Here is a 20170-nt window from a genome sequence, read left to right on the forward strand (position 1 = left end):
TTTGTCAGGAGAGTCGCCCAATGCGTCTGTGTGATACCGATATTGAACGCCATCTGGATGAAGGCAAGATCGTCATTGAGCCACGGCCCGGGGTAGAGCGGATCAGTGGTGTCAGTGTCGATGTGCTGCTGGGTAACGAGTTTCGGGTGTTTCGCGATCATACCGCGCCCTATATCGACCTGAGCGGCCCGAGCAGCGAGATGGCCGATGCCATCGATCGGGTGATGAGTGACGAGATCCACATCCCTGATGGCGAAGCCTTCTACCTTCACCCGGGTCAGCTGGCGCTGGCGGTGACCTACGAATCCGTCACCCTGCCTGCCGATATCGTCGGCTGGCTGGATGGCCGCTCTTCACTGGCGCGCCTGGGTTTGATGGTGCACGTGACCGCGCACCGCATCGATCCGGGTTGGTCCGGTCGCATCGTGCTGGAGTTCTACAACGGCGGCAAACTGCCGCTGGCACTGCGCCCGAAGATGAAAATTGGCGCCTTGAACTTCGAGATGCTCTCCGGCGTCGCGGCCCGTCCCTACAACAAGCGGGAAAATGCCAAGTACAAGAGCCAACAGGGCGCCGTTGCCAGCCGCATCAATCAGGACTGATAACTGGCAACACGGCAACTATTCAAGGGAGCACAAGGTGCTCCCTTTTTGCATCTGGAATCAAACGGATATGGGATTGATGGTGCTGGTCGGATGAGATTGGTGGGGTAGGGGCGTTTTATCACCAATTTTGCCTGTTTTTATGTCATAAAAACGTCATAAAAATGAAATCATTGGCTTAATTGTCAGCTAATTTTGCCATTTTCTGCAATCATTGATGGCTTTAATTAATCGATGGCAAGCCGCATGAAGACTGGCTCTAGGATATTTTTTTCCAAAAAGCTCTTTTTTTTTATGGCTGAAATATTTCAATGGTGGCTATGGTGTTGGCCGCCATCTGGCATAATCCGCCGCAACTCATAAACAGGCTTTTTTTTATGTTTGAAATGTTTAGTGGTTTGGGTTTGTGGTGGTCAATCGGTTTGGTATTGGCCGTTTTTTTTGTGCTTGCCTATGAATTTATCAACGGCTTTCACGATACCGCCAACGCGGTAGCAACGGTTATCTATACCAAGGCGATGCCAGCTCACCTGGCGGTCGTCGCATCGGGGATCTTCAACTTTTTTGGCGTGATGTTTGGTGGACTGGGTGTGGCCTATGCCATTGTCCATCTGTTGCCCATCGACCTGCTGCTTGGGATGGACTCCACCCAAGGGTTGATCATGGTCTTCTCCTTGCTGTTTTCCGCCATCGTGTGGAACCTGGGCACCTGGTTCTTCGGGATCCCGGCCTCCAGTTCACATACCTTGATCGGTTCCATTCTGGGGGTAGGCGGCGCCTATGCCTGGATCACCCATAAACCGGTGACAGAAGGGATCAACGTGGGCAAAGCGATCGACATCATGCTTTCCCTCATCATCTCTCCCACCATCGGCTTCATCATCGCGGCGCTGCTGCTGCTGGCGATGAAACGCATCTGGACCAGCAACAAGATCCACAAAACGCCGGAAGAGCGTCAGCTGGTGGATGGCAAGAAGCACCCGCCATTCTGGGCACGTCTGACCCTGGTGGCCTCGGCCATGGGCGTCAGCTTCGTACACGGCTCCAACGATGGCCAGAAGGGCATCGGTCTGGTGATGCTTGTGCTGATCTGTATGGCGCCAGCCTATTTCGCACTGGACATGAACAGCCGCGCCTATGATCTGGACCGGACCCAGGATGCCAACCAGCGCATCATGGAGATCTACCAGCGCAACCAGTCTGCCCTCTCTGGTGTCATCAACTTCTCTGCACCGGCAACGGCTCAGGAAGAGCTGATGACTCACTGCTCCGCCGGTGGCGTGCTGCAGGCGATGGCCACTCTGGATGCCCGTCTGGGGGCCGTGCGTACTTATGATCAGATGAGCCTGACCGACCGCCGCGAAGTGCGTCGTCTGCTGCTCTGTATCGATGACACCGCCCGCAAGGCTGCCAAGCTGCCGCTGCCAGCCAAGGAGCTGACCGATCTGGCCAAATGGCGCAAGGATCTGACCGCGACCGCTGAATACGCACCGACCTGGGTGATCGTCTCCATCGCGCTGGCGCTCGGTTGCGGCACCATGGTGGGCTGGCGTCGTATCGTTCATACCGTGGGCGAGAAGATCGGCACTACCGGCATGACCTATAGCCAGGGCATTGCGGCCCAGATCACGGCTGCTACCTCCATCGGGGTCGCCAGTCTGACCGGTATGCCGGTGTCCACCACCCACATCCTCTCTTCTGCGGTGGCGGGTACCATGGTAGCCAACAAATCCGGCCTGCAGAGCCAGACCATCAAGACCATCCTGATGGCCTGGGTGCTGACCCTGCCGCTGACCATGCTGCTCTCCGGCGGCCTGTTCATCGTCAGCCATCATCTGTTTGGCTAAATGCCAATACCATATTCGATAAAGGGCCTGCGGGCCCTTTTTTGTGTTTCCTGTCCTCTCCTGAATACGGTTTACACCTTTCCCCCCAATAAATGAACAGTCCTATGGGATAAGGTGTGAAACGGACACCGCGCGATGACTCGCTGACGTTTAAACTGGCGTTGGTCGAACAGATTGAAAAAGGCGAGCTCAGCTGCCTGCAAGCACAACCCCGATATGGCATTCAGGGCAATTCGACCATTCTGGTGTGGTTTGCGTAAACATGGTTGGCAAGATTGGAGCCTGAGGTATCTGTACCCGCCGGCAATAGCATCACCATGCCTGACCCCGACAAACAGACGCACCAACAATGTATCAAAGAGCTCGAGCAGCTGGCGCTGATAAGCCTGAAGGCCCAAGTCGTCGATGTGCTGAAGAACGACTAGGCGTTTCCATCGTAAAAAAGCGACCCGACAAGTCCTCTCGCAGCGGCAGGTCGAGAGACTGACCATTGTCAGGGCTTGCCTGTTTCTGGGAATAAGCCGGCAGGCTTTCTACAAGCGCAATCGGGTTGCGGACGGACATCTAAGCTCAGGGGCTGCAGGTGGTGCGATTTGTGCGTCAGGTTCGGCTGCGACAACTGCAGGTCGGCACTAGCAAGCTGCATTATCTGCTTCAGGGTCAGGATGATGCCTAGTTCAAGGTCGGGCGGGACAGGCTGTTTCGGATATTGGCCGAGTACCGCTACTGGTGCAGCCCAGTCTAGGGTTTCCTCGTCGCGCAGTAATGCCGATTAATCCCTGTTTGTATTTTGTATGTACTGAGCGATGCTTTGCTGTTATATGCCAACAGACTAGAAGTAGAATATCATTTTTAACGAGTCGGAAGATAGAATGAAAATCTTGAGCCGGTTTAGCAAACCTTTACGACACAGACACAGTTTGCTGTCGCCAAGCTCCCGGTTCAAACAGAGGAGAGAGTCATGAGCCAGTCTGTGGCTTGGTCAATGCCATGCAGCGTGTCGGTAGCGGATTTGTTTGTCCATATCCGAGGTATTACTGACCGGAGTCGGGTGTTCAAGAGGATATTTGCATTAGGTTCCTCATCCAAACTCCTTATCGATGAAGCTCGAGCAATCTATGTCATGAAGATAAAAAAAGAGCCACACAATGGTGTGGCTCTCGATTTAGTCGTTACCGGTGGATATCAGGGGCGGCCGGCCGGGCAGGTGGCCACGTTGACGGCGGCAGTGCTGCCACCGTGACGACCTGATGTGCTCACTTCGTTGCGTACCAGCGGCGGGTAGTTAACCGGCTCACGAGCAGGCAGGGCAGGGGCTTCGGCGGGGGTTGCCATCGGCGCGGATGCTTTGCGGGCACGAGCCAGCAGGCCAGCACCGTGAGCTACCTGTTTGGTCACGACCGAAGTCTCTTCCACCACAACCGCAGCGACAGGTGCCGGGGCTGCAACTGGTATTTCGACTGCAGCCGGTACAGCTTCCACGACAGGAGTGCTGACAGCAGGGGTTTCTTCAACAACCGGAGCAGTTTCAACGACTTCAGTGGCAGCCATGTCGGCAACCGGCGCGGCGACAACGGCAACTTCCGGCTCTGCTGCAACCACGACTTCTGCGACAGCTGCAACAACCGGGCTGGCAGCCACATCGGCTTGAGTTGCTTCGACCTGGGCAGCAGCCTGCTCGGCAGCTTCTTCAGCAACGGCTTCGACAACCACATGCTCGGTCAGTGCAGCAGAGGCTTGCAGGGCAGCAGCGACGGCTTCAGCGCTCGGGATGGTAACAACAGGCACTACCGGCTCTTCAACCTGTGCTTTGGCAATATCTGCCTGGGCTGCGGTGGTCAGAGTTGTGGTATCTTGCTGTTCTTCGTCACGTTGGCTGCGGGCATCTTCGTTGATGCGCTTGCGGCGCTGACCTTCGATACGCTGGCTACGCGGAGTGCGGCGTGAACGGCGCTGGCCTTCACTCTGCTCTTCCTGCTCGTTACCCACGGTGGCATCGATCACGTCAGCTTGCGCTGGTACTTCGTCAACCGGCAGGGCAGGGATGTCAGCAGCGGCGACATCGACGCGGATCTGCTTGCGCAGTTGACGACGTTCGCGGCGCTCGGCTACTTTCTGCTCTTTCTCCTGGCGTGGCTGGGCAGCAGCTGCATCGACAGTATCTACTGCGTCAACAACGACTTCGGCGCGCGGCTCACGGGGAGCACGAGGTTCACGGGCTGGACGTGGCGCACGTTCCTGGCGCGGCTCGCGAGGTTCGCGCTCCTGACGGGGTTCACGTTCCATGCGCTGTTCGCTACGCCCCTCACCACGGGCTTCACGCTCCTGACGAGGCTCGCGCTCTTTGCGGGGACGGCGATTGCGGTTTTCACCGGCTTCGCGGTTGCCACCTTCACGCTTCTCGCCAGCTTCCGCATTGTTGCGGTTGCCACGATTGTCGTCACGACGAGGACGCTGACCACGGCCACGACCTTCTTCGCGCTGGTGACGTTGACCTTCATCCTTGCGTGCTTCACGAGCAGCAGGTTTCTCGGCGGGCGCTTTCACGTCGGCAGGGGCTGCATCGCTGCTGAACAGGCCGGTAATGCCTTTGATCAGCTTGCTGAAGAAACCGGCTTCGGCAGGGGCCGCAGCAACGGGAGCCGCTTGCTGTTGCGGTGCAACAGGGGCCGGTTGTGCCGGTTGGGCAAAGCCTTGCAGCAGCGGTTGCTCGCGCTCGATCACCTGAGCTTGTTTCGGTTGGTAGACCGGCTTGGCAATCTCGGTTTTCAGCTCGTAGCTGGCCGCTTCCGGGATCTCGTTCTGACGAATGCGAGTCACTTCGTAGTGCGGGGTTTCCAGATGCTGGTTCGGAATGATGTAAACACGCACATCATTGCGCTGTTCCAGACTGGCGATGGCGGCACGCTTCTCGTTAAGCAGATAGGCGGCAACATCTACCGGCACCTGACCGTGAACCTGCTCGGTGTTGTCCTTCATGGCCTCTTCTTCGATGAGACGCAGGATGGATAAGGCGAGAGATTCGTTGTCACGGATCACGCCTTGACCCTGGCAACGGGGGCAGATGTGGCTGCTGGATTCGTTGAGGGAGGGGCGCAGACGCTGGCGAGACATCTCCAGCAGACCGAAACGGGAGATCCGGCCCAGCTGGATGCGGGCACGATCCTGATGAACTGCTTCACGCAGACGGTTTTCCACTTCGCGCTGATGGCGAACCGGCGTCATGTCGATGAAGTCGATAACGATCAGGCCACCCAGGTCGCGCAGACGCAATTGACGGGCAATTTCGTCGGCCGCTTCCAGGTTGGTTTGCAGCGCAGTCTCTTCGATATCGCCGCCCTTGGTGGCGCGGGAGGAGTTGATATCGATGGAGGTCAGCGCTTCGGTCGGATCGATAACGATGCTGCCACCGGAAGGGAGGCGCACTTCACGCTGGAAGGCTGATTCGATCTGGCTCTCAATCTGGAAGTGGTTGAACAGGGCAACTTCACCCTTGTACAGCTTCACGCGGTTGAGGAAATCGGGACGTACCAGCTCGATATGGGCCTTGGCGCGTTCGAAAATCACCGGATTGTCGATCAAAATCTCGCCCACATCGCGACGCAGGTAGTCACGGATGGCACGCACGATGACGTTGCTTTCCTGGTGGATCAGCACCGGCGCAGCGCGCTCCTGAGAGGCCTTGTGGATGGAGTCCCAGTGGTTGAGCAGAACGTTCAAATCCCATTCCAACTCTTCCGGAGACTTGCCCACACCAGCGGTACGCACGATTAGCCCCATGCCTTCCGGCACGGTCAATCCACTCAGGGCTTCTTTCAGTTCAGTCCGCTCATCACCCTCGATGCGGCGGGAGATACCACCGGCACGGGGGTTGTTGGGCATCAGTACCAGGTAGCTACCTGCCAGGCTGATAAAGGTGGTGAGGGCTGCACCCTTGGTGCCTCGCTCTTCCTTGTCGATCTGGACGATAACTTCCTGACCTTCGCGGACCACTTCTTTGATGTTGGGACGACCCTGATAGGAGTAACCGGAGGGGAAGTAATTGCGGGCGATCTCCTTCAACGGCAGGAAACCGTGGCGCTCGGCGCCGTAGTCGACAAAAGCAGCTTCAAGGCTGGGTTCTACGCGGGTGATCTTACCCTTGTAAATGTTCGCTTTCTTCTGCTCGTGTCCCGGACTTTCAATATCCAAATCGTAGAGCTGTTGTCCGTCAACCAGCGCTACGCGCAACTCCTCTTCTTGAGTTGCGTTGATAAGCATTCTTTTCATTGAGTTCTCATTATTGTGTCATTTTGATTTCCTCCATCTGGGTCCTGCCAGCGCCGGCCTCGGGTCTTCAGCATACTGGGGCAACCTCCCGGTTGGGGTATGCATGAGGCGCAAACTAAGGGCGTTCTGGTCATCACTTCTCGAGAAGGAATGAATAAGGATGCCGAAATGGAGACAAATAAACGGTGATGTTTGTGTTCTCCATGCGTTGTACCTCGCACCCGGGAACCGTCATGTTCTTGTATACACGGTGTTTCGGGATTGGGTGGCATACTTTTTGGCCACTTAGTACAAGGCTTGAACACAATGACAAAACCTTGTTTATTATCCCATTTAAACCTCTTTTATAGCAAGGCGCCATTTTTCAACAAACCATGCAGCCAAGGGGCGCGGGCAGTGTTAAAATCCGCGCCATGACACAGATACAACAACAAGTGCAGCTGCTCACCATCGAAGCTGAGCATGACGGGCAGCGCATCGACAATTTTCTCAAGACTCAGCTAAAGGGCGTCCCCAAGAGCCTGATTTATCGCATCCTTCGTAAAGGCGAAGTGCGAGTAAACAAAAAGCGCATCAAACCGGAGTACAAACTCTGCGCAGGTGACGAGGTGCGGGTACCCCCCGTGCGCGTTGCCGAGAAGAATGAGCTGCCTTCAGCCAACCTCGGGGTTATCCAGCGTCTGGAGAGCCAGATCCTGTTCGAAGACGATGCCATGATCGTGTTGAACAAGCCCTCCGGCATGGCCGTACACGGTGGCAGCGGCCTGAGCTTTGGTGTGATTGAAGGGCTACGCGCACTGCGTCCGGAAGCCCGCTTCCTCGAACTGGTTCATCGACTGGATCGTGACACCTCTGGGGTATTGCTGGTTGCCAAGAAGCGCAGCGCCCTGCGCAGCCTGCATGAACAGTTGCGGGTCAAGACCATGCGCAAGCAGTATCTGGCACTGGTACGCGGCAAGTGGCAGGCTCACGTCAAGGTGGTCAATGCGCCGCTGCGCAAAAACGATCTGCAATCCGGTGAACGGGTAGTGCGGGTCAGTGCCGATGGCAAGCCCTCCGAAACCCGGTTCCGTATCGTGCGTCAATTTGCCGAAGCGACTCTGGTCGAGTGCAGCCCCATCACTGGCCGTACCCACCAGATCCGCGTGCACACCCAGCATGCCGGTCACCCGATCGCCTGTGACGATAAGTACGGTGAAGCGGCGTTTGACGATAAAATGCGCAGCCAAGGTCTGAAACGGCTCTTTTTGCATGCCTGGAAGCTCAGCTTCACCCATCCGGCCGATGGTCGCGAAATGCAGGTAGAAGCGCCGCTGGCACCTGAGCTCGACAACTTCCTCAACGGCTTGCCACGTTGATGCAGGATATCCGGCTCGCCATTTTCGATTGGGACGGCACCCTGATGGATTCGGTAGGCCGGATTGTTGCCTGTGTGCAAGGGGCCGCCAGAGATTGTGAGCTGGCGGTACCTGCACCAGCCCAGATCCGGCAGATCATCGGATTGAGCCTCGATGTCGCCATGTCCCGTCTGTTCCCCTTATGCAGTGGCAGTGGCGCCACCAGCGGTGAGCGCCAGATTGCCGCACTCATCGATCGCTATCGTCATCACTATCTGCACGATGCCACCCCCAGCCCGTTGTTTGCCGGGGCAGGGGAGTTGCTGCATGACTGGCGGTCACGAGGGCTGCAACTGGCCGTCGCGACCGGGAAATCACGCCGCGGGCTGGATCGGGTATTGGATGAAACCGGGCTACGCCCGTTGTTTGTGGCTAGCCGAGGGGCCGATGAGGCCCGCTCCAAGCCTGATCCGCTGATGCTTGAGCAGATCCTGGACGAGCTGGGGCTGTCACCCCGGCAGGCGGTAATGATCGGCGACTCTGTTCACGATATGGCGATGGCCGAGGCGATCGCCATGCTGCGTATTGGTGTCACCTGGGGGGTGGATAGCCGCGATGCCCTCAGTCGTCACGGGCCAGTGGCGGTGGTGGATTCTATGGCGGCTCTTCGCGGGCTGTTATAGACGCCTCTCTTTAAGAGACGTCGATCTGATTGATAACAGAAGCCCGGTCTATTGACCGGGCTTTTTATATGCTCGATCTAGCTTATCTATTCGTTCGCGATCAGGGCAGGGCAATACCGTGGCGCTCCAGCAGCTCGATCAGGCCGATCAGTGGTAGACCGATCAAGGCGTTAGGATCGCGCCCCTCCAGCCCCTTGAACAGCACGATCCCCATCCCTTCACATTTGAAGCTGCCCGCACAATCTAGGGGCAATTCTGCCTCTACATAGCGGCGAATGGCGGCTTCATCGAGGTTGCGAAAATGGACGGTGAAAGGTTCCACCAACTGATGAGCCTCCCCGGTTGCAGCGTTAAGTACGCACAGCCCGGTGTAAAAGGTGACGCAGCGCCCCTGGGCCGCCATCAGCTGGGCGATGGCATTGTCTATGGTGCCCGGTTTGCCGAGGATGTGATTATCGCAGACACACACCTGATCAGATCCGATGATCAAGCCGTGATCACGTTGCCCGGCGATGGCATCAGCCTTGGCACGAGCCAGTCTGGCCACCAGCGCCTCGGCGGATTCGCCAGCCAGTGGTTGCTCATCCACATCGGGCGCGGCACATTCAAAGGGGAGTCCGAGCTTCTCCAGCAGGGCTTTGCGATAGCGAGAAGTTGAGGCGAGGATCAGATTCTGTGGCATAATCGAGTTACCGATGAAAGCGAGTACCGGCATTCTAGGGACTTGTAACGTTAAAATCATCGGCGGTAAGGACTTTTTCCTTTGACTATCAGTTGTTGGACCTATATTATTCGCGCCCTATGCAAAAGGTGAAGTTGCCCGTTAAGGTTGATCCAGTCCGTAGTGCCTTGAAGCTGCTCGATTACATCGGGATAGTGGAAAAGTCGCAGATGCCCAGGCTGGAGGAATCAACCGCTGGCTTGCAGAGTGATATCGATGTATCACTGCATTTTGGCAAAGATGTCCAGAAGTTGACCGTTATGAAAGGCACTGCCCATGCCAAGGTTGACCTGGTTTGCCAACGTTGCGGGGAGACATTCGAACACCTCTGTGAAGCTGAATTTATCTACACTCCGCTGTTCGAAAGAACAAACGAGGAAGAACTGCCGGAAGCTTATGAGCCCATTGAGTTGGACGAAAACGGCGAGATAGATCTTCATCAAATCCTGGAGGATGAGCTCATCCTCTCGTTGCCTCAAGTTGCAATGCATTCTCTGGATGCATGCCCGAGAGGAAACATGGAGATGACCTGGGGTGAAATCGAACCTGCTGATGAGCGGCCGAATCCCTTTGCAGTTCTTGAAGAGCTTAAACGTAAGTGAATTTAGGAGTTAGCCTACAATGGCCGTACAACAGAACCGTAAAACCCGTGCCAAGCGTGGCATGCGTCGTTCCCACGATGCGCTGACCACCGCTGCCCTGACTGTTGATCAGACCAGTGGCGAAATTCATCGTCGTCACCACGTGACTGCCGATGGTTTCTACCGCGGTAAAAAGGTAATCGCTTAAGGATTGCCTTTGTCTACGCAAACTGTCGCGCTAGACATCATGGGGGGAGATATTGGCCCCTCGGAAACAGTGCCTGCCGCCGTGCAGGCACTGTCTCTTTTACCCCAGCTAAAACTGATCCTGGTCGGCGACCAGCACCAGACCTCTTCTCTGCTGCAGCAACATGGCTTGCTGAATCATCCCCGAGTCCGTTTCGTACATGCATCCCAGGTGGTTGGCATGGGCGATAAACCGATCGTGGCGCTGCGTACTCTGAAAGACTCCTCCATGCGGGTGGTACTCAATCTGGTTAAAGCCGGTGAGGCCGATGCTTGCGTCAGTGCTGGCAACACAGGTGCGTTGATGGCGATGGCCAAGTGCGTGCTCAAATCCTTGCCCGGGGTAGACAGACCCGCCCTCATCAAGGCGCTGCCGACATTGAGCGGCAAACGTACCGTGATGCTGGATCTAGGCGCCAACGTCAGTTGCGATGCGGATACCTTGCTGCAGTTTGCGGTGATGGGCTCCGTCGTGGCCGAAAAGGTCGAAGGCATTGCGTCACCTCGTGTTGCCTTGCTCAACATCGGCGAGGAGGAGATCAAGGGCAACGATCTGGTGCGTCACAGCGCCGAATTGTTGCGTCAGTGCCACGCACTCAATTATGTCGGGTTCGTCGAAGGGGATCGTATCTTCAGCGGCGATAGCGACGTGATCGTCTGCGACGGTTTTGTCGGCAATGTCGCCCTCAAGACGGCAGAAGGGGTGGTGCGGATGATGGCCCAGCTGGCCGGATATCCCCGCAAGAAACGCACTTTTCTTGGCCGGATCGCCGGATTTATGTTCAAACGGCGTTTTTCTTACCTGAACCCCGACCAGTATAACGGAGCAAGTCTGTTAGGATTGCGCGGCATTGTGGTAAAAAGTCATGGGCGGGCCGAACGGCGCGCTCTGTGTAATGCGATCCTGCTGGCCGCACAAGAGGCCAAACATCAACTTCCACTGCAAATAGCAGATCGCCTTGAAGCTGTCTTCTCTGACAGGGATCTATAAGAACTCTATGCATAGCAAAATTCTGGGTACTGGCAGCTACCTGCCGAGTTCAGTGCGTACCAACGCCGATCTCGAGCAGATGGTTGAGACCAGTGATGAGTGGATCGTGGAACGTACCGGTATCCGTGAGCGCCGTATTGCCGGGGCTGACGAAACCGTTGCCACCCTCTCTTACCAGGCCGCCCTGCGCGCCCTGGATGCAGCCGGTCTGACCGCTGCCGATCTCGATATGATAGTGCTGGCCACTACCAGTGCTGAAAATGCCTTCCCGGCTGCCGCCTGCGAGCTGCAGGGGCTGCTCGGCGTTCCGGGCATTCCTGCCTTTGACGTGGCTGCTGCTTGCGCAGGCTTCACTTATGCGCTCTCCATTGCCGATCAGTTCGTCAAATCCGGCGCAGCCCGCCATGTGCTGGTCGTTGGGGCCGATGTGCTCTCCCGCATGTGCGATCCGCAAGATCGCGGCACCATCATCCTGTTTGGTGATGGGGCAGGGGCTGTGATTGTCGGTGCCAGCGAGACGCCGGGCATTCTCTCTACCCATCTTCATGCCGATGGCCGTTATGGCGAGCTGCTCAAGCTGCCGCACCCTCGTCGCGGCATGCCGGGTGCCGAGCTCGAAGCCTACATGTATATGAAGGGCAACGATGTCTTCAAGGTCGCGGTCACCCGTTTGAGCGAGATCGTCACCGAAACGTTGGCCGCTGCTGGCATCGAGCCGAGCGAGCTGGATTGGCTGGTGCCACATCAGGCCAACTTCCGCATCATCAGCGCCACTGCCAAGAAGCTCGGCATGAGCCTCGATAAGGTGGTGTTGACCCTCGACAAACACGGCAATACCTCCGCTGCTTCCGTCCCCATCGCCTTCGATGAAGGGGTTCGGGATGGCCGGATCAAACCGGGTCAGCTGGTACTGCTGGAGGCCTTTGGCGGCGGTTTTGCCTGGGGCTCGGCGCTGGTTCGCCTCTGATCTTCGGCGGGATGGTGTCTCCATCATCCCGTCACCGATTTCATTTTTGTCTTATCTAAAAGGAATCAATGATGACCCAATTTGCCATTGCCTTCCCGGGACAAGGTTCCCAGTCCGTTGGCATGCTGGCCGAGCTGGCCGAACAACATGCCGTGATCAAGGAGACCTTCGCCGAGGCGAGTCAGGTGCTGGGTTATGACCTGTTTGCCCTGGTGATGGATGGTCCGGTTGAAGATCTGAACAAAACCTGGCGCACCCAGCCTGCACTGCTGACTGCCTCTGTCGCCCTGTGGCGCCTGTGGCAACAGCTGGGTGGGGCAACCCCTGCCGTCATGGCGGGTCACAGCCTGGGTGAGTATTCCGCGCTGGTTTGCAGCGGTGCACTCGATTTTGCCGATGCGGTCAAACTGGTCGAGCTGCGTGGTCTGGCCATGCAGGAAGCGGTACCGGAAGGCACCGGCGCCATGGCGGCCATCATCGGTCTGGATAACGAATCCATCGCCGCCAACTGCGAAAAAGCGGCACAAGGGCAGGTGGTCTCTCCGGTCAACTTCAACTCCCCGGGCCAGGTGGTTATCGCCGGTCACAAAGAGGCCGTTGAGCGAGCCAACGTGCTGATGAAAGAGTCGGGCGCCAAGCGTGCGTTGCCGCTGCCGGTCTCCGTGCCGTCTCACTGCGCGCTGATGAAACCTGCCGCAGAAAAACTGGCAGCTGCGCTGGACGGGATCGAGATCAAGGTTCCAACCATCGCGGTCATCAATAATGTCGACGTATCCTGTGAACAGGATCCGGCCGCCATCAAGCAAGCACTGGTACGTCAGCTGTTCAGCCCGGTTCGTTGGACCGAGACTGTCGAGCGGATGGCCAATGAGGGGGTTCCCCTCGAGATCGAGATGGGACCGGGCAAAGTGTTGACCGGGCTCGCCAAGCGCATCGACAAGCGCGTGGAAGGTATTCACGCCAACGATGCCGCCTCTTTCGAGCAGGCGCTGGCCCAGATCAAGTAAACAGGAGCAAGTGATGAGTTTTACCGATAAGGTTGTGTTGGTGACCGGTGCCAGTCGTGGCATCGGCCGTGCGATTGCCGAAACATTCGTGGCCCGTGGCGCGAAAGTGGTCGGTACGGCGACCAGCGAGAGCGGTGCCGAGGCGATCAGCGCCTATCTGGGCGACAATGGTTGCGGCATGGCACTGAACGTGACCAGCCAGGAATCCATCGAAGCCGTCTTCGCCGCCATCAAGGCGCGCTTTGGCGACATCGACATCCTGATCAACAACGCGGGTATCACCCGTGACAACCTGTTGATGCGGATGAAAGATGACGAGTGGAACGAGATCATCGATACCAATCTGACCTCGCTTTACCGTCTGAGCAAACCTGTGTTGCGTGCCATGATGAAGAAACGTCACGGTCGCATCATCAGCATTGGCTCCGTGGTGGGAACCATGGGCAATGCGGGTCAGGTCAACTATGCTGCCGCCAAGGCCGGTCTGGTTGGTTTTACCAAATCGTTGGCGCGGGAAGTGGCATCCCGTGGTATCACAGTGAACGCGGTTGCCCCCGGTTTCATCGAAACCGACATGACCCGTGCCCTGAATGACGATCAACGTGCCGGCATCATGAGTCAGGTGCCTGCCGCCCGTTTGGGTGATCCAAAAGAAATTGCCGCAGCTGTGGTATTCTTGGCTTCTGATGAAGCAGCCTATATCACCGGCGAAACCCTGCATGTTAATGGCGGGATGTACATGGTGTAATCAATTTGTCGTAAGATCTGTTCAAATTTGCGATAGTACGCCGAAGTTTGGCACATATCGTGGTTTGACCAGCGGCAAGCTACTTGCAAACTCACGTCAATTGAATAAACTACCCCAACCAGACGCAAATAGCGTATTTTTAAAGGAAAATTCAGGTCATGAGCAACATCGAAGAACGCGTAAAGAAAATCATCATCGAACAACTGGGTGTTAAAGAGGAAGACGTTAAGAACGCTGCCTCCTTCGTCGACGACCTGGGCGCTGACTCTTTGGATACCGTTGAACTGGTAATGGCGCTGGAAGAAGAATTCGATACCGAAATTCCTGATGAAGAAGCCGAGAAGATCACCACTGTTCAAGCGGCTATCGACTACATCACCGCTAATCAGGAATAAGTTCCTGTTCTGAAAGAAGCGGCCCAAGGGCCGCTTCTTTTGTATTTGTTCCTTTTCAAAACACCTCTCGGAGACTACCTCAGTGTCAAAACGCAGAGTCGTGGTGACCGGCTTGGGGATGCTTTCCCCGGTGGGTAACACTGCCGAATCCAGCTGGCAAGCACTGCTCAACGGGCAGAGCGGTATTTCCCTTATCGAACACTTTGATGCCAGCGAGTTTGCAACCCGCTTCGCGGGTCTGGTCAAAGATTTCGATCCCGAGCAGTACGGTATCAACCGTAAAGACGCTCGCAAGATGGATCTCTTCATTCAATACGGCATCGCGGCCGGTATGCAGGCGCTGGATGATTCCGGCCTGACCATCAATGAAGAGAATGCCGAACGTGTCGGCGTGGCCATTGGCTCCGGTATCGGCGGTCTGGGTCTGATTGAACAGAACCACGAAAGCTTGGTCAACGGCGGCCCACGCAAGATCAGTCCCTTCTTCGTTCCGTCCACCATCATCAATATGGTGTCCGGTCATCTTTCCATCATGAAAGGTCTGCAAGGGCCGAACATCGCTGTGACCACCGCCTGTACCACTGGTACCCATGCCATCGGTATGGCTGGCCGGATGATAGCTTACGGTGATGCCGATGTGATGGTCGCTGGCGGCGCCGAGAAAGCCTCCACCGCGATGGGGATGGGGGGGTTTGCTGCCGCCAAGGCACTCTCCAACCGCAACGACGAGCCGCAAAAAGCGAGCCGTCCGTGGGATAAGGATCGCGACGGTTTCGTGCTGGGTGACGGTGCCGGTGTACTGGTGCTGGAAGAGTACGAACACGCCAAGGCCCGTGGCGCCAAGATCTACGCCGAGCTGGTCGGTTTTGGCATGAGCGGTGACGCGTACCACATGACTGCGCCTCCTGCAGATGGCAACGGTGGTGCTCGCGCCATGAAAAATGCCATCAAGGATGCCGGCATTGCCCCCGAGCAGATTGGTTACATCAACGCGCACGGTACCTCCACCCCGCTGGGTGATGTGGCTGAACTGCGTGGCATGAAGTCGGTGTTTGGTGAGCACGCCAAATCTTTGATGATCAGTTCTACCAAGTCAATGACCGGTCACCTGCTTGGCGCCGCCGGTGCCATCGAGGCGATCATCACTGTGTTGGCCCTGCGTGATCAGGTGGCTCCGCCCACCATCAACCTCGACAACCCGGATGATGAGTGCGATCTGGATCTGGTACCCCATGTGGCCAAGCCAGGCAGCTTCGAGTTCGCCCTTTCCAACTCGTTTGGTTTTGGCGGCACCAATGGCTCACTGATCTTCAAACGCGTATAATTTGCCGCAGGGCAAAGACACAGGCCCGATACTGCCGGTATCGGGCCTTTTTTATCGGAGGGATCCCTTTGCTTATCAATGGAATGAAGCTTGATACCATCTCGGCCCATGATCGGGGGCTGGCCTATGGTGATGGTCACTTTACCACCATGGCGGTCAGGGAGGGTCGCGTGTTGCAGTGGCCTGCCCATCTGGCACGGTTGCAGCTGGCCAACAACCGGCTGGGATTGGTTGAACCGGACTGGGAGCTCTTGACCCAGGAGGTTGAAGAGATGGTGGCCGAGCAACCACAATGCGTGGCCAAGGTGATCCTGACCCGCGGCGAGGGGGGGCGGGGCTATGACGGCAGCGGATGTCAGCACACAACCCGGATTGTCACTCTGGCGCCGTTTCCCACTCACTATGGCCAGTGGCAACAGGAGGGGATCGAGATGGTGGTGTGCCGCCAGCGGATCGGCGATGCCCCCATGCTGGCCGGGCTTAAAACCTTGAATCGTCTGGAGCAGGTATTGCTAAAAAGCGAACTTGTCAGCCGAAATGCAGTCGAAGGGATAGTGCTTAACAGTCGCGGTTTTCTCATTGAAGGGGTCAGTGCCAATCTGTTTTGGCGTCGGGGCAAGACGGTGTTTACGCCCGATCTCGCCCGCGGTGGTGTCGATGGCATCATGCGCCGCCAGGTGATGGCGATGTTGAAACAGATGAGTATTGAGTTGCGTGTGGTAGAGGCTCCGCTGGAGTCACTATGGCAGGCGGAAGAGGTGTGGCTCACCAATACCCTGATGGGGGTCGTGCCGGTCAATGGCATCGAGGATATCCATTATCCCCCAGCGGTATTGAGTCGCCGTTTACAGGAGCGTTTGGTCATTGAAGTTTAATCGGCTTTACACCCTGCTCGCGGGGGCGGCACTGACGGTAGCCGCTGCCGGGGGCTATGTACATTACAAATGGCAACAGGTAGAGACGCTCACCAACAAGGGGCCGACCCGGCTCTTTACGGTGGAGAAGGGCGCCCATGCGGCGCGCCTGATCGCCGAACTGGGTGAGGGGGAAACCAGCCCCTGGGCGGTGCGGCTCTGGCTGCGCAGCCATCCCGAACTGGTGGCCATCAAATCGGGCACCTATGAAATCAAGGAAGGGGCCCCTCTCAAGGAGACCCTTTCCCTGTTCGCATCGGGCAAGGAGTTTCACTTCAGCCTCACCTTCGTCGAAGGTTCCCGTTTCGAGGATTGGCAAAAGCAACTCTCCAGCGCCCCATACCTTGAGCGGTTGACCGTCGAGCAATCCGAAGCCGACCTGGCGCAGGAACTCGGCATCGAGAATGGCAAGCTGGAGGGTTGGTTCCTGCCGGAAACCTATGCCTATACCACCCATGCCAGCGATCTCTCGATCCTGCGTCGCGCCCATCAGGATATGGAGACTTTCCTGCAGCAGAGCTGGGAGAAACGTCAGGCCAACCTGCCTTACAAGACCCCTTATGAGGCGCTGATCATGGCCTCCATCATCGAGAAAGAGACCGGCCAGCCGGACGAGCGGGCGCAGATCGCCTCCGTATTCGTCAACCGTCTGCGTCTGGGCATGAAGTTGCAAACCGATCCCACCGTCATTTACGGGGTGAAGGATCGCTTCGATGGCAACATTCGCCGCAGCGATCTGACCGACAAGAATCCCTACAACACCTATGTGATCGACGGCCTGCCGCCCACGCCTATTGCCATGCCGGGCAAGGCCTCCATCGAAGCTGCGCTTAACCCCAAATCGACCGACTATCTCTATTTTGTCGCCAAGGGGGGCGGTGCCCACTATTTCTCCAAGACCCTCGACGAACATAATCGGGCGGTTCGCGAATACATATTGAAGAAACCCTAATGTCTAAATTTATTGTGATCGAAGGATTGGAAGGGGCAGGGAAGAGCTCGGCCGTGCGTTATGTGACCGACTATCTGCAGCGCCACGGCATCAACCGGATCGAGTGCACCCGCGAGCCGGGTGGTACGCCACTGGCCGAGCGGATGCGGGCCATCGTCAAAGAGGTGCACGACGAGCGCCTCACCATCGAGGCGGAACTGCTGCTGATGTACGCCTCCCGGGTACAACTGGTGGAGACCCGCATTAAGCCGGCACTGGCCAACGGTGTCTGGGTGGTGGGAGATCGCCACGATCTCTCCTCCCAGGCATATCAGGGTGGCGGCCGTGGTATCGATGCCCAGCTTATCGGAGCCATCAAGCAGGCGGTGCTCGGCAACTTCAAGCCGGATCTCACCCTCTATCTCGATATCGATCCCGCCCTTGGCTTGCAGCGCGCCCGCCATCGTGGCGAGCTGGATCGCATCGAACTGGAGCAACTGAGCTTCTTCGAGCGTACCCGAACTCGTTATCTCGAACTGGCCGCCAAGGATGATTCCATTGTGGTGATCGATGCGGCGCAAACGCCGGAACAGGTCAAAGCTGCCATCGAGCGTGCATTGGATCACTATCTGTCGAACGAGCCGCTATGTATCCCTGGCTGATCCCCGACTGGCATGCCCTGAGCCAGACGGCCCAGTCCGGTCGTCTCGGCCACGCCTGGTTGTTGCTGGGCGATCCCGGTCTTGGCAAGGAGCAACTGGCTGAGCGGCTGGCGCGTTTGCACCTTTGCCAACAACCGGATCGTGGAGAACCGTGTGGTCAGTGCCACTCCTGCCAGCTGTTTGACAAGGGCAACCACCCGGATCTCGGCACCATAACGCGCGACAGCAAGACCATCGGGGTCGAGGCCATTCGCGAGATTTGCACCCGGCTGCAGAGCTCTGCCCAGCTCGGCCGTGGCAAGGTGGTGATCATTCCTGATGCGGAGCGGATGACCGAATCGGCAGCCAATGCCCTGTTGAAAACCCTGGAAGAGCCGGCCGGCGACAGCTTGCTGTTGCTGATCGCTTCCCAGGTGTCCCGGTTGCTTCCCACCATTCTCAGTCGCTGTCACAAACATGTCTGTCCGTTGCCTGCGGAAGGGGAAACAGTACGCTGGTTGGCCGAGCAGGGTCATCAGGCCACTCTGGCTCAGGTGCGGATCTGTCAGGGGGCCCCGCTGCGGGTACTCGACTATATCGAGCAGCAACAGGACGGTACTCGCCGCGAATTGCTGGAGCAGTTTGTCGCCCTGAGTCAAAGTCCGGTCAAGGCGACGGCACTGTGCAGCCAGCTTGGTCAGGAGACGCAGGTCAGGTTGCACTGGTTGCAGCTCTTCTTGTGCGATGCCCTGAAAACCCAGGCAGGATGCGGTCACCATCAGCTGGCCATGCCTGATCTGGCCATCTTGAGTCAACGGTTGGCGGAGCAGCACTCCAGCGAAAAACTGCTGGAGGCAGAACAAGATCTGGTAGCCCTGAAAGCGGCATGCCAGCCGGGCCAGCTCTCCAATCCCACCATCCATCTGATGAACTGGCTCAGTCGCTGGTTATAAGTACCGACAAGCAGAAAGGTTTTATATGTTACTCGTTGATTCCCACTGTCATCTCGATCGCCTTAGCTATGGCAGCAAGCAGACAAGCATGGCTGATGTACTGGCAAAGGCCGCGAAACTGGACGTGGGATATTTTCTCTGTGTCAGTGTGACTCAGGCACAGTTCCCGACCATGCTCGAGGCGATCGCTCCCTATCCCCAGGTATTTGCCTCTTGCGGGGTACACCCGCTCAATCAGGAACCCGGTGTCGATGCCGAGTTGCTGTTCAAGCAAGCTGCCGATCCACGTGTGGTGGCCATCGGTGAGACCGGTCTCGATTACTTTTACTCACCCGAGAACAAAGAGGTGCAGCAAGCCTCTTTCCGCGAACATATCCGGGTTGCTCGCGCGTTGAACAAGCCGCTGATCATCCATACCCGCGATGCCCAGCAAGATACCTTGCAGATCATGCTTGAAGAGGGCGCTGATCAGGTTGGCGGTGTGCTGCACTGCTTCACCGAATCCCTCGAAATGGCGCAAGCTGCGATGGCGATGGGGTTCTATATCTCAATCTCCGGGATCGCCACCTTCAAAAATGCGTCCGCCCTGCAAGAGGTGGTCAAGGCTCTGCCCCTCGACAGATTGCTGGTCGAGACCGACTCGCCCTATCTTGCCCCCGTACCGCATCGGGGGAGGGAGAACGAACCCGCCTTTGTGCGAGACGTTGCGCAGTTTATTGCTGACCTGCGTCATATTCCGCTCAATGAATTGGCAGAAGCCACCAGCCGGAATTTCTTTGAACTGTTCAAGCTGGCGAAAAAATAATCCCCAAGCCCCGTTATTCGGGGCTTTTTAATTTTCAAATACCAAGCTGATTACCCACCTGAATATCAACACCGAGCTTCATTATCTCTCACTTCTTCCTGCAAATGTTACTTTTTCGTTTTTGCTAAACCGGGTCGAATGATATTCCTATGTTTCCTTTATTCAGCGTGGTCAATGGGTATTAAAATAGGATGCTCTAAGTATCGAT

Annotated in this window: 19 protein-coding genes and 1 pseudogene; 18 read left to right on the forward strand and 2 right to left on the reverse strand. The window is 56.9% G+C overall.

The window, feature by feature from the left end; translation table 11 throughout:
• Positions 1–20 precede the first annotated feature (20 nt).
• The 3 genes and pseudogenes from dcd to G5179_RS01630 all read left to right on the forward strand — a co-directional run.
• Positions 21–602, forward strand: coding sequence for a dCTP deaminase (gene dcd, locus G5179_RS01620; RefSeq protein WP_005336719.1), 582 nt, complete (start codon positions 21–23; stop codon positions 600–602).
• A 377-nt stretch (positions 603–979) separates the two neighbouring features.
• Positions 980–2449 (forward strand): inorganic phosphate transporter, encoded by a 1470-nt coding sequence (locus G5179_RS01625; protein ID WP_421257737.1) that lies wholly within the window; start codon positions 980–982, stop codon positions 2447–2449.
• Between the two features lie 116 nt (positions 2450–2565).
• Positions 2566–3188: pseudogene (locus G5179_RS01630) on the forward strand (IS3 family transposase); the annotation flags it as partial.
• Positions 3189–3634: 446 nt separating this feature from the next.
• On the opposite strand, the gene rne reads toward G5179_RS01630, so the two are convergent.
• Complete coding sequence (rne, locus tag G5179_RS01635) at positions 3635–6718, reverse strand: ribonuclease E (RefSeq protein ID WP_421257738.1); 3084 nt, start codon at positions 6716–6718, stop codon at positions 3635–3637.
• Positions 6719–7131: 413 nt separating this feature from the next.
• On the opposite strand from rne, the gene rluC reads away from it, so the two are divergent.
• Together rluC and G5179_RS01645 are read left to right on the forward strand one after the other, a co-directional pair.
• Positions 7132–8076 (forward strand): 23S rRNA pseudouridine(955/2504/2580) synthase RluC, encoded by a 945-nt coding sequence (gene rluC / locus G5179_RS01640; RefSeq protein ID WP_421257739.1) that lies wholly within the window; start codon positions 7132–7134, stop codon positions 8074–8076.
• Entirely contained in the window at positions 8076–8738 is a 663-nt protein-coding gene (locus G5179_RS01645; RefSeq protein ID WP_227343055.1) for an HAD-IA family hydrolase, read from the forward strand. The genes rluC and G5179_RS01645 overlap by 1 nt, the downstream gene beginning before the upstream one ends.
• A gap of 100 nt (positions 8739–8838) precedes the next feature.
• Here the strand turns inward: G5179_RS01645 and G5179_RS01650 are convergent, their stop codons facing one another.
• The gene (locus G5179_RS01650) at positions 8839–9420 is read right to left on the reverse strand and encodes a Maf family protein (protein ID WP_227342950.1); all 582 of its coding nucleotides are present in this window, start codon (positions 9418–9420) and stop codon (positions 8839–8841) included.
• Between the two features lie 119 nt (positions 9421–9539).
• Here G5179_RS01650 and yceD point away from each other — a divergent pair, with 119 nt between their 5' ends.
• From yceD to G5179_RS01715, 13 genes are all read left to right on the forward strand, one after another.
• A complete protein-coding gene (gene yceD / locus G5179_RS01655; protein WP_013723766.1) occupies positions 9540–10061 on the forward strand; it encodes a 23S rRNA accumulation protein YceD in 522 nt (173 codons plus the stop codon).
• A 19-nt stretch (positions 10062–10080) separates the two neighbouring features.
• On the forward strand, positions 10081–10248 hold the full coding sequence (gene rpmF / locus G5179_RS01660; protein ID WP_005300935.1) for a 50S ribosomal protein L32: 168 nt from the start codon (positions 10081–10083) through the stop codon (positions 10246–10248).
• A 9-nt stretch (positions 10249–10257) separates the two neighbouring features.
• Positions 10258–11277 (forward strand): phosphate acyltransferase PlsX, encoded by a 1020-nt coding sequence (gene plsX / locus G5179_RS01665; protein WP_005351844.1) that lies wholly within the window; start codon positions 10258–10260, stop codon positions 11275–11277.
• A gap of 7 nt (positions 11278–11284) precedes the next feature.
• Entirely contained in the window at positions 11285–12244 is a 960-nt protein-coding gene (locus G5179_RS01670) for a beta-ketoacyl-ACP synthase III (RefSeq protein WP_421257740.1), read from the forward strand.
• A gap of 71 nt (positions 12245–12315) precedes the next feature.
• Positions 12316–13251 carry an ACP S-malonyltransferase gene (gene fabD / locus G5179_RS01675; RefSeq protein WP_421257765.1) on the forward strand — a complete coding sequence of 312 codons (936 nt, stop codon included), beginning with the start codon at positions 12316–12318 and terminating at the stop codon, positions 13249–13251.
• Between the two features lie 13 nt (positions 13252–13264).
• On the forward strand, positions 13265–13999 hold the full coding sequence (fabG, locus tag G5179_RS01680; protein ID WP_005351850.1) for a 3-oxoacyl-ACP reductase FabG: 735 nt from the start codon (positions 13265–13267) through the stop codon (positions 13997–13999).
• Positions 14000–14157: 158 nt separating this feature from the next.
• A complete protein-coding gene (acpP, locus tag G5179_RS01685) occupies positions 14158–14394 on the forward strand; it encodes an acyl carrier protein (RefSeq protein WP_005300909.1) in 237 nt (78 codons plus the stop codon).
• An 82-nt stretch (positions 14395–14476) separates the two neighbouring features.
• Positions 14477–15718: a beta-ketoacyl-ACP synthase II gene (fabF, locus tag G5179_RS01690; RefSeq protein ID WP_139459412.1), complete on the forward strand. Its 1242-nt coding sequence runs from the start codon at positions 14477–14479 to the stop codon at positions 15716–15718.
• A gap of 68 nt (positions 15719–15786) precedes the next feature.
• Positions 15787–16593 carry an aminodeoxychorismate lyase gene (pabC, locus tag G5179_RS01695; protein WP_421257741.1) on the forward strand — a complete coding sequence of 269 codons (807 nt, stop codon included), beginning with the start codon at positions 15787–15789 and terminating at the stop codon, positions 16591–16593.
• Positions 16583–17584, forward strand: a complete 1002-nt coding sequence (gene mltG, locus G5179_RS01700; RefSeq protein ID WP_162632596.1) for an endolytic transglycosylase MltG — start codon at positions 16583–16585, stop codon at positions 17582–17584. The genes pabC and mltG overlap by 11 nt, the downstream gene beginning before the upstream one ends.
• Positions 17584–18225 carry a dTMP kinase gene (gene tmk, locus G5179_RS01705; protein WP_107682947.1) on the forward strand — a complete coding sequence of 214 codons (642 nt, stop codon included), beginning with the start codon at positions 17584–17586 and terminating at the stop codon, positions 18223–18225. The genes mltG and tmk overlap by 1 nt, the downstream gene beginning before the upstream one ends.
• Positions 18210–19157 carry a DNA polymerase III subunit delta' gene (gene holB / locus G5179_RS01710; protein ID WP_421257742.1) on the forward strand — a complete coding sequence of 316 codons (948 nt, stop codon included), beginning with the start codon at positions 18210–18212 and terminating at the stop codon, positions 19155–19157. The genes tmk and holB overlap by 16 nt, the downstream gene beginning before the upstream one ends.
• A 25-nt stretch (positions 19158–19182) precedes the next feature.
• Positions 19183–19962 carry a TatD family hydrolase gene (locus G5179_RS01715; RefSeq protein ID WP_421257743.1) on the forward strand — a complete coding sequence of 260 codons (780 nt, stop codon included), beginning with the start codon at positions 19183–19185 and terminating at the stop codon, positions 19960–19962.
• The last annotated feature ends 208 nt before the right edge of the window (positions 19963–20170 follow it).

The sequence above is a fragment of the Aeromonas sp. 600886 genome, assembly GCF_049174935.1.
Taxonomy (GTDB): Bacteria; Pseudomonadota; Gammaproteobacteria; order Enterobacterales; family Aeromonadaceae; genus Aeromonas; species Aeromonas veronii_A.

Bases quoted from the DNA above. Each gene is read 5' to 3' on its own strand.
- dcd (WP_005336719.1), top strand. From the start codon at position 21: ATGCGTCTGTGTGATACCGATATTGAACGCCATCTGGATGAAGGCAAG.
- G5179_RS01625 (WP_421257737.1), top strand. From the start codon at position 980: ATGTTTGAAATGTTTAGTGGTTTGGGTTTGTGGTGGTCAATCGGTTTG.
- rne (WP_421257738.1), bottom strand. From the start codon at position 6,718: ATGAAAAGAATGCTTATCAACGCAACTCAAGAAGAGGAGTTGCGCGTA.
- rluC (WP_421257739.1), top strand. From the start codon at position 7,132: ATGACACAGATACAACAACAAGTGCAGCTGCTCACCATCGAAGCTGAG.
- G5179_RS01645 (WP_227343055.1), top strand. From the start codon at position 8,076: ATGCAGGATATCCGGCTCGCCATTTTCGATTGGGACGGCACCCTGATG.
- G5179_RS01650 (WP_227342950.1), bottom strand. From the start codon at position 9,420: ATGCCACAGAATCTGATCCTCGCCTCAACTTCTCGCTATCGCAAAGCC.
- yceD (WP_013723766.1), top strand. From the start codon at position 9,540: ATGCAAAAGGTGAAGTTGCCCGTTAAGGTTGATCCAGTCCGTAGTGCC.
- rpmF (WP_005300935.1), top strand. From the start codon at position 10,081: ATGGCCGTACAACAGAACCGTAAAACCCGTGCCAAGCGTGGCATGCGT.
- G5179_RS01670 (WP_421257740.1), top strand. From the start codon at position 11,285: ATGCATAGCAAAATTCTGGGTACTGGCAGCTACCTGCCGAGTTCAGTG.
- fabD (WP_421257765.1), top strand. From the start codon at position 12,316: ATGACCCAATTTGCCATTGCCTTCCCGGGACAAGGTTCCCAGTCCGTT.
- fabG (WP_005351850.1), top strand. From the start codon at position 13,265: ATGAGTTTTACCGATAAGGTTGTGTTGGTGACCGGTGCCAGTCGTGGC.
- acpP (WP_005300909.1), top strand. From the start codon at position 14,158: ATGAGCAACATCGAAGAACGCGTAAAGAAAATCATCATCGAACAACTG.
- tmk (WP_107682947.1), top strand. From the start codon at position 17,584: ATGTCTAAATTTATTGTGATCGAAGGATTGGAAGGGGCAGGGAAGAGC.
- holB (WP_421257742.1), top strand. From the start codon at position 18,210: ATGTATCCCTGGCTGATCCCCGACTGGCATGCCCTGAGCCAGACGGCC.
- G5179_RS01715 (WP_421257743.1), top strand. From the start codon at position 19,183: ATGTTACTCGTTGATTCCCACTGTCATCTCGATCGCCTTAGCTATGGC.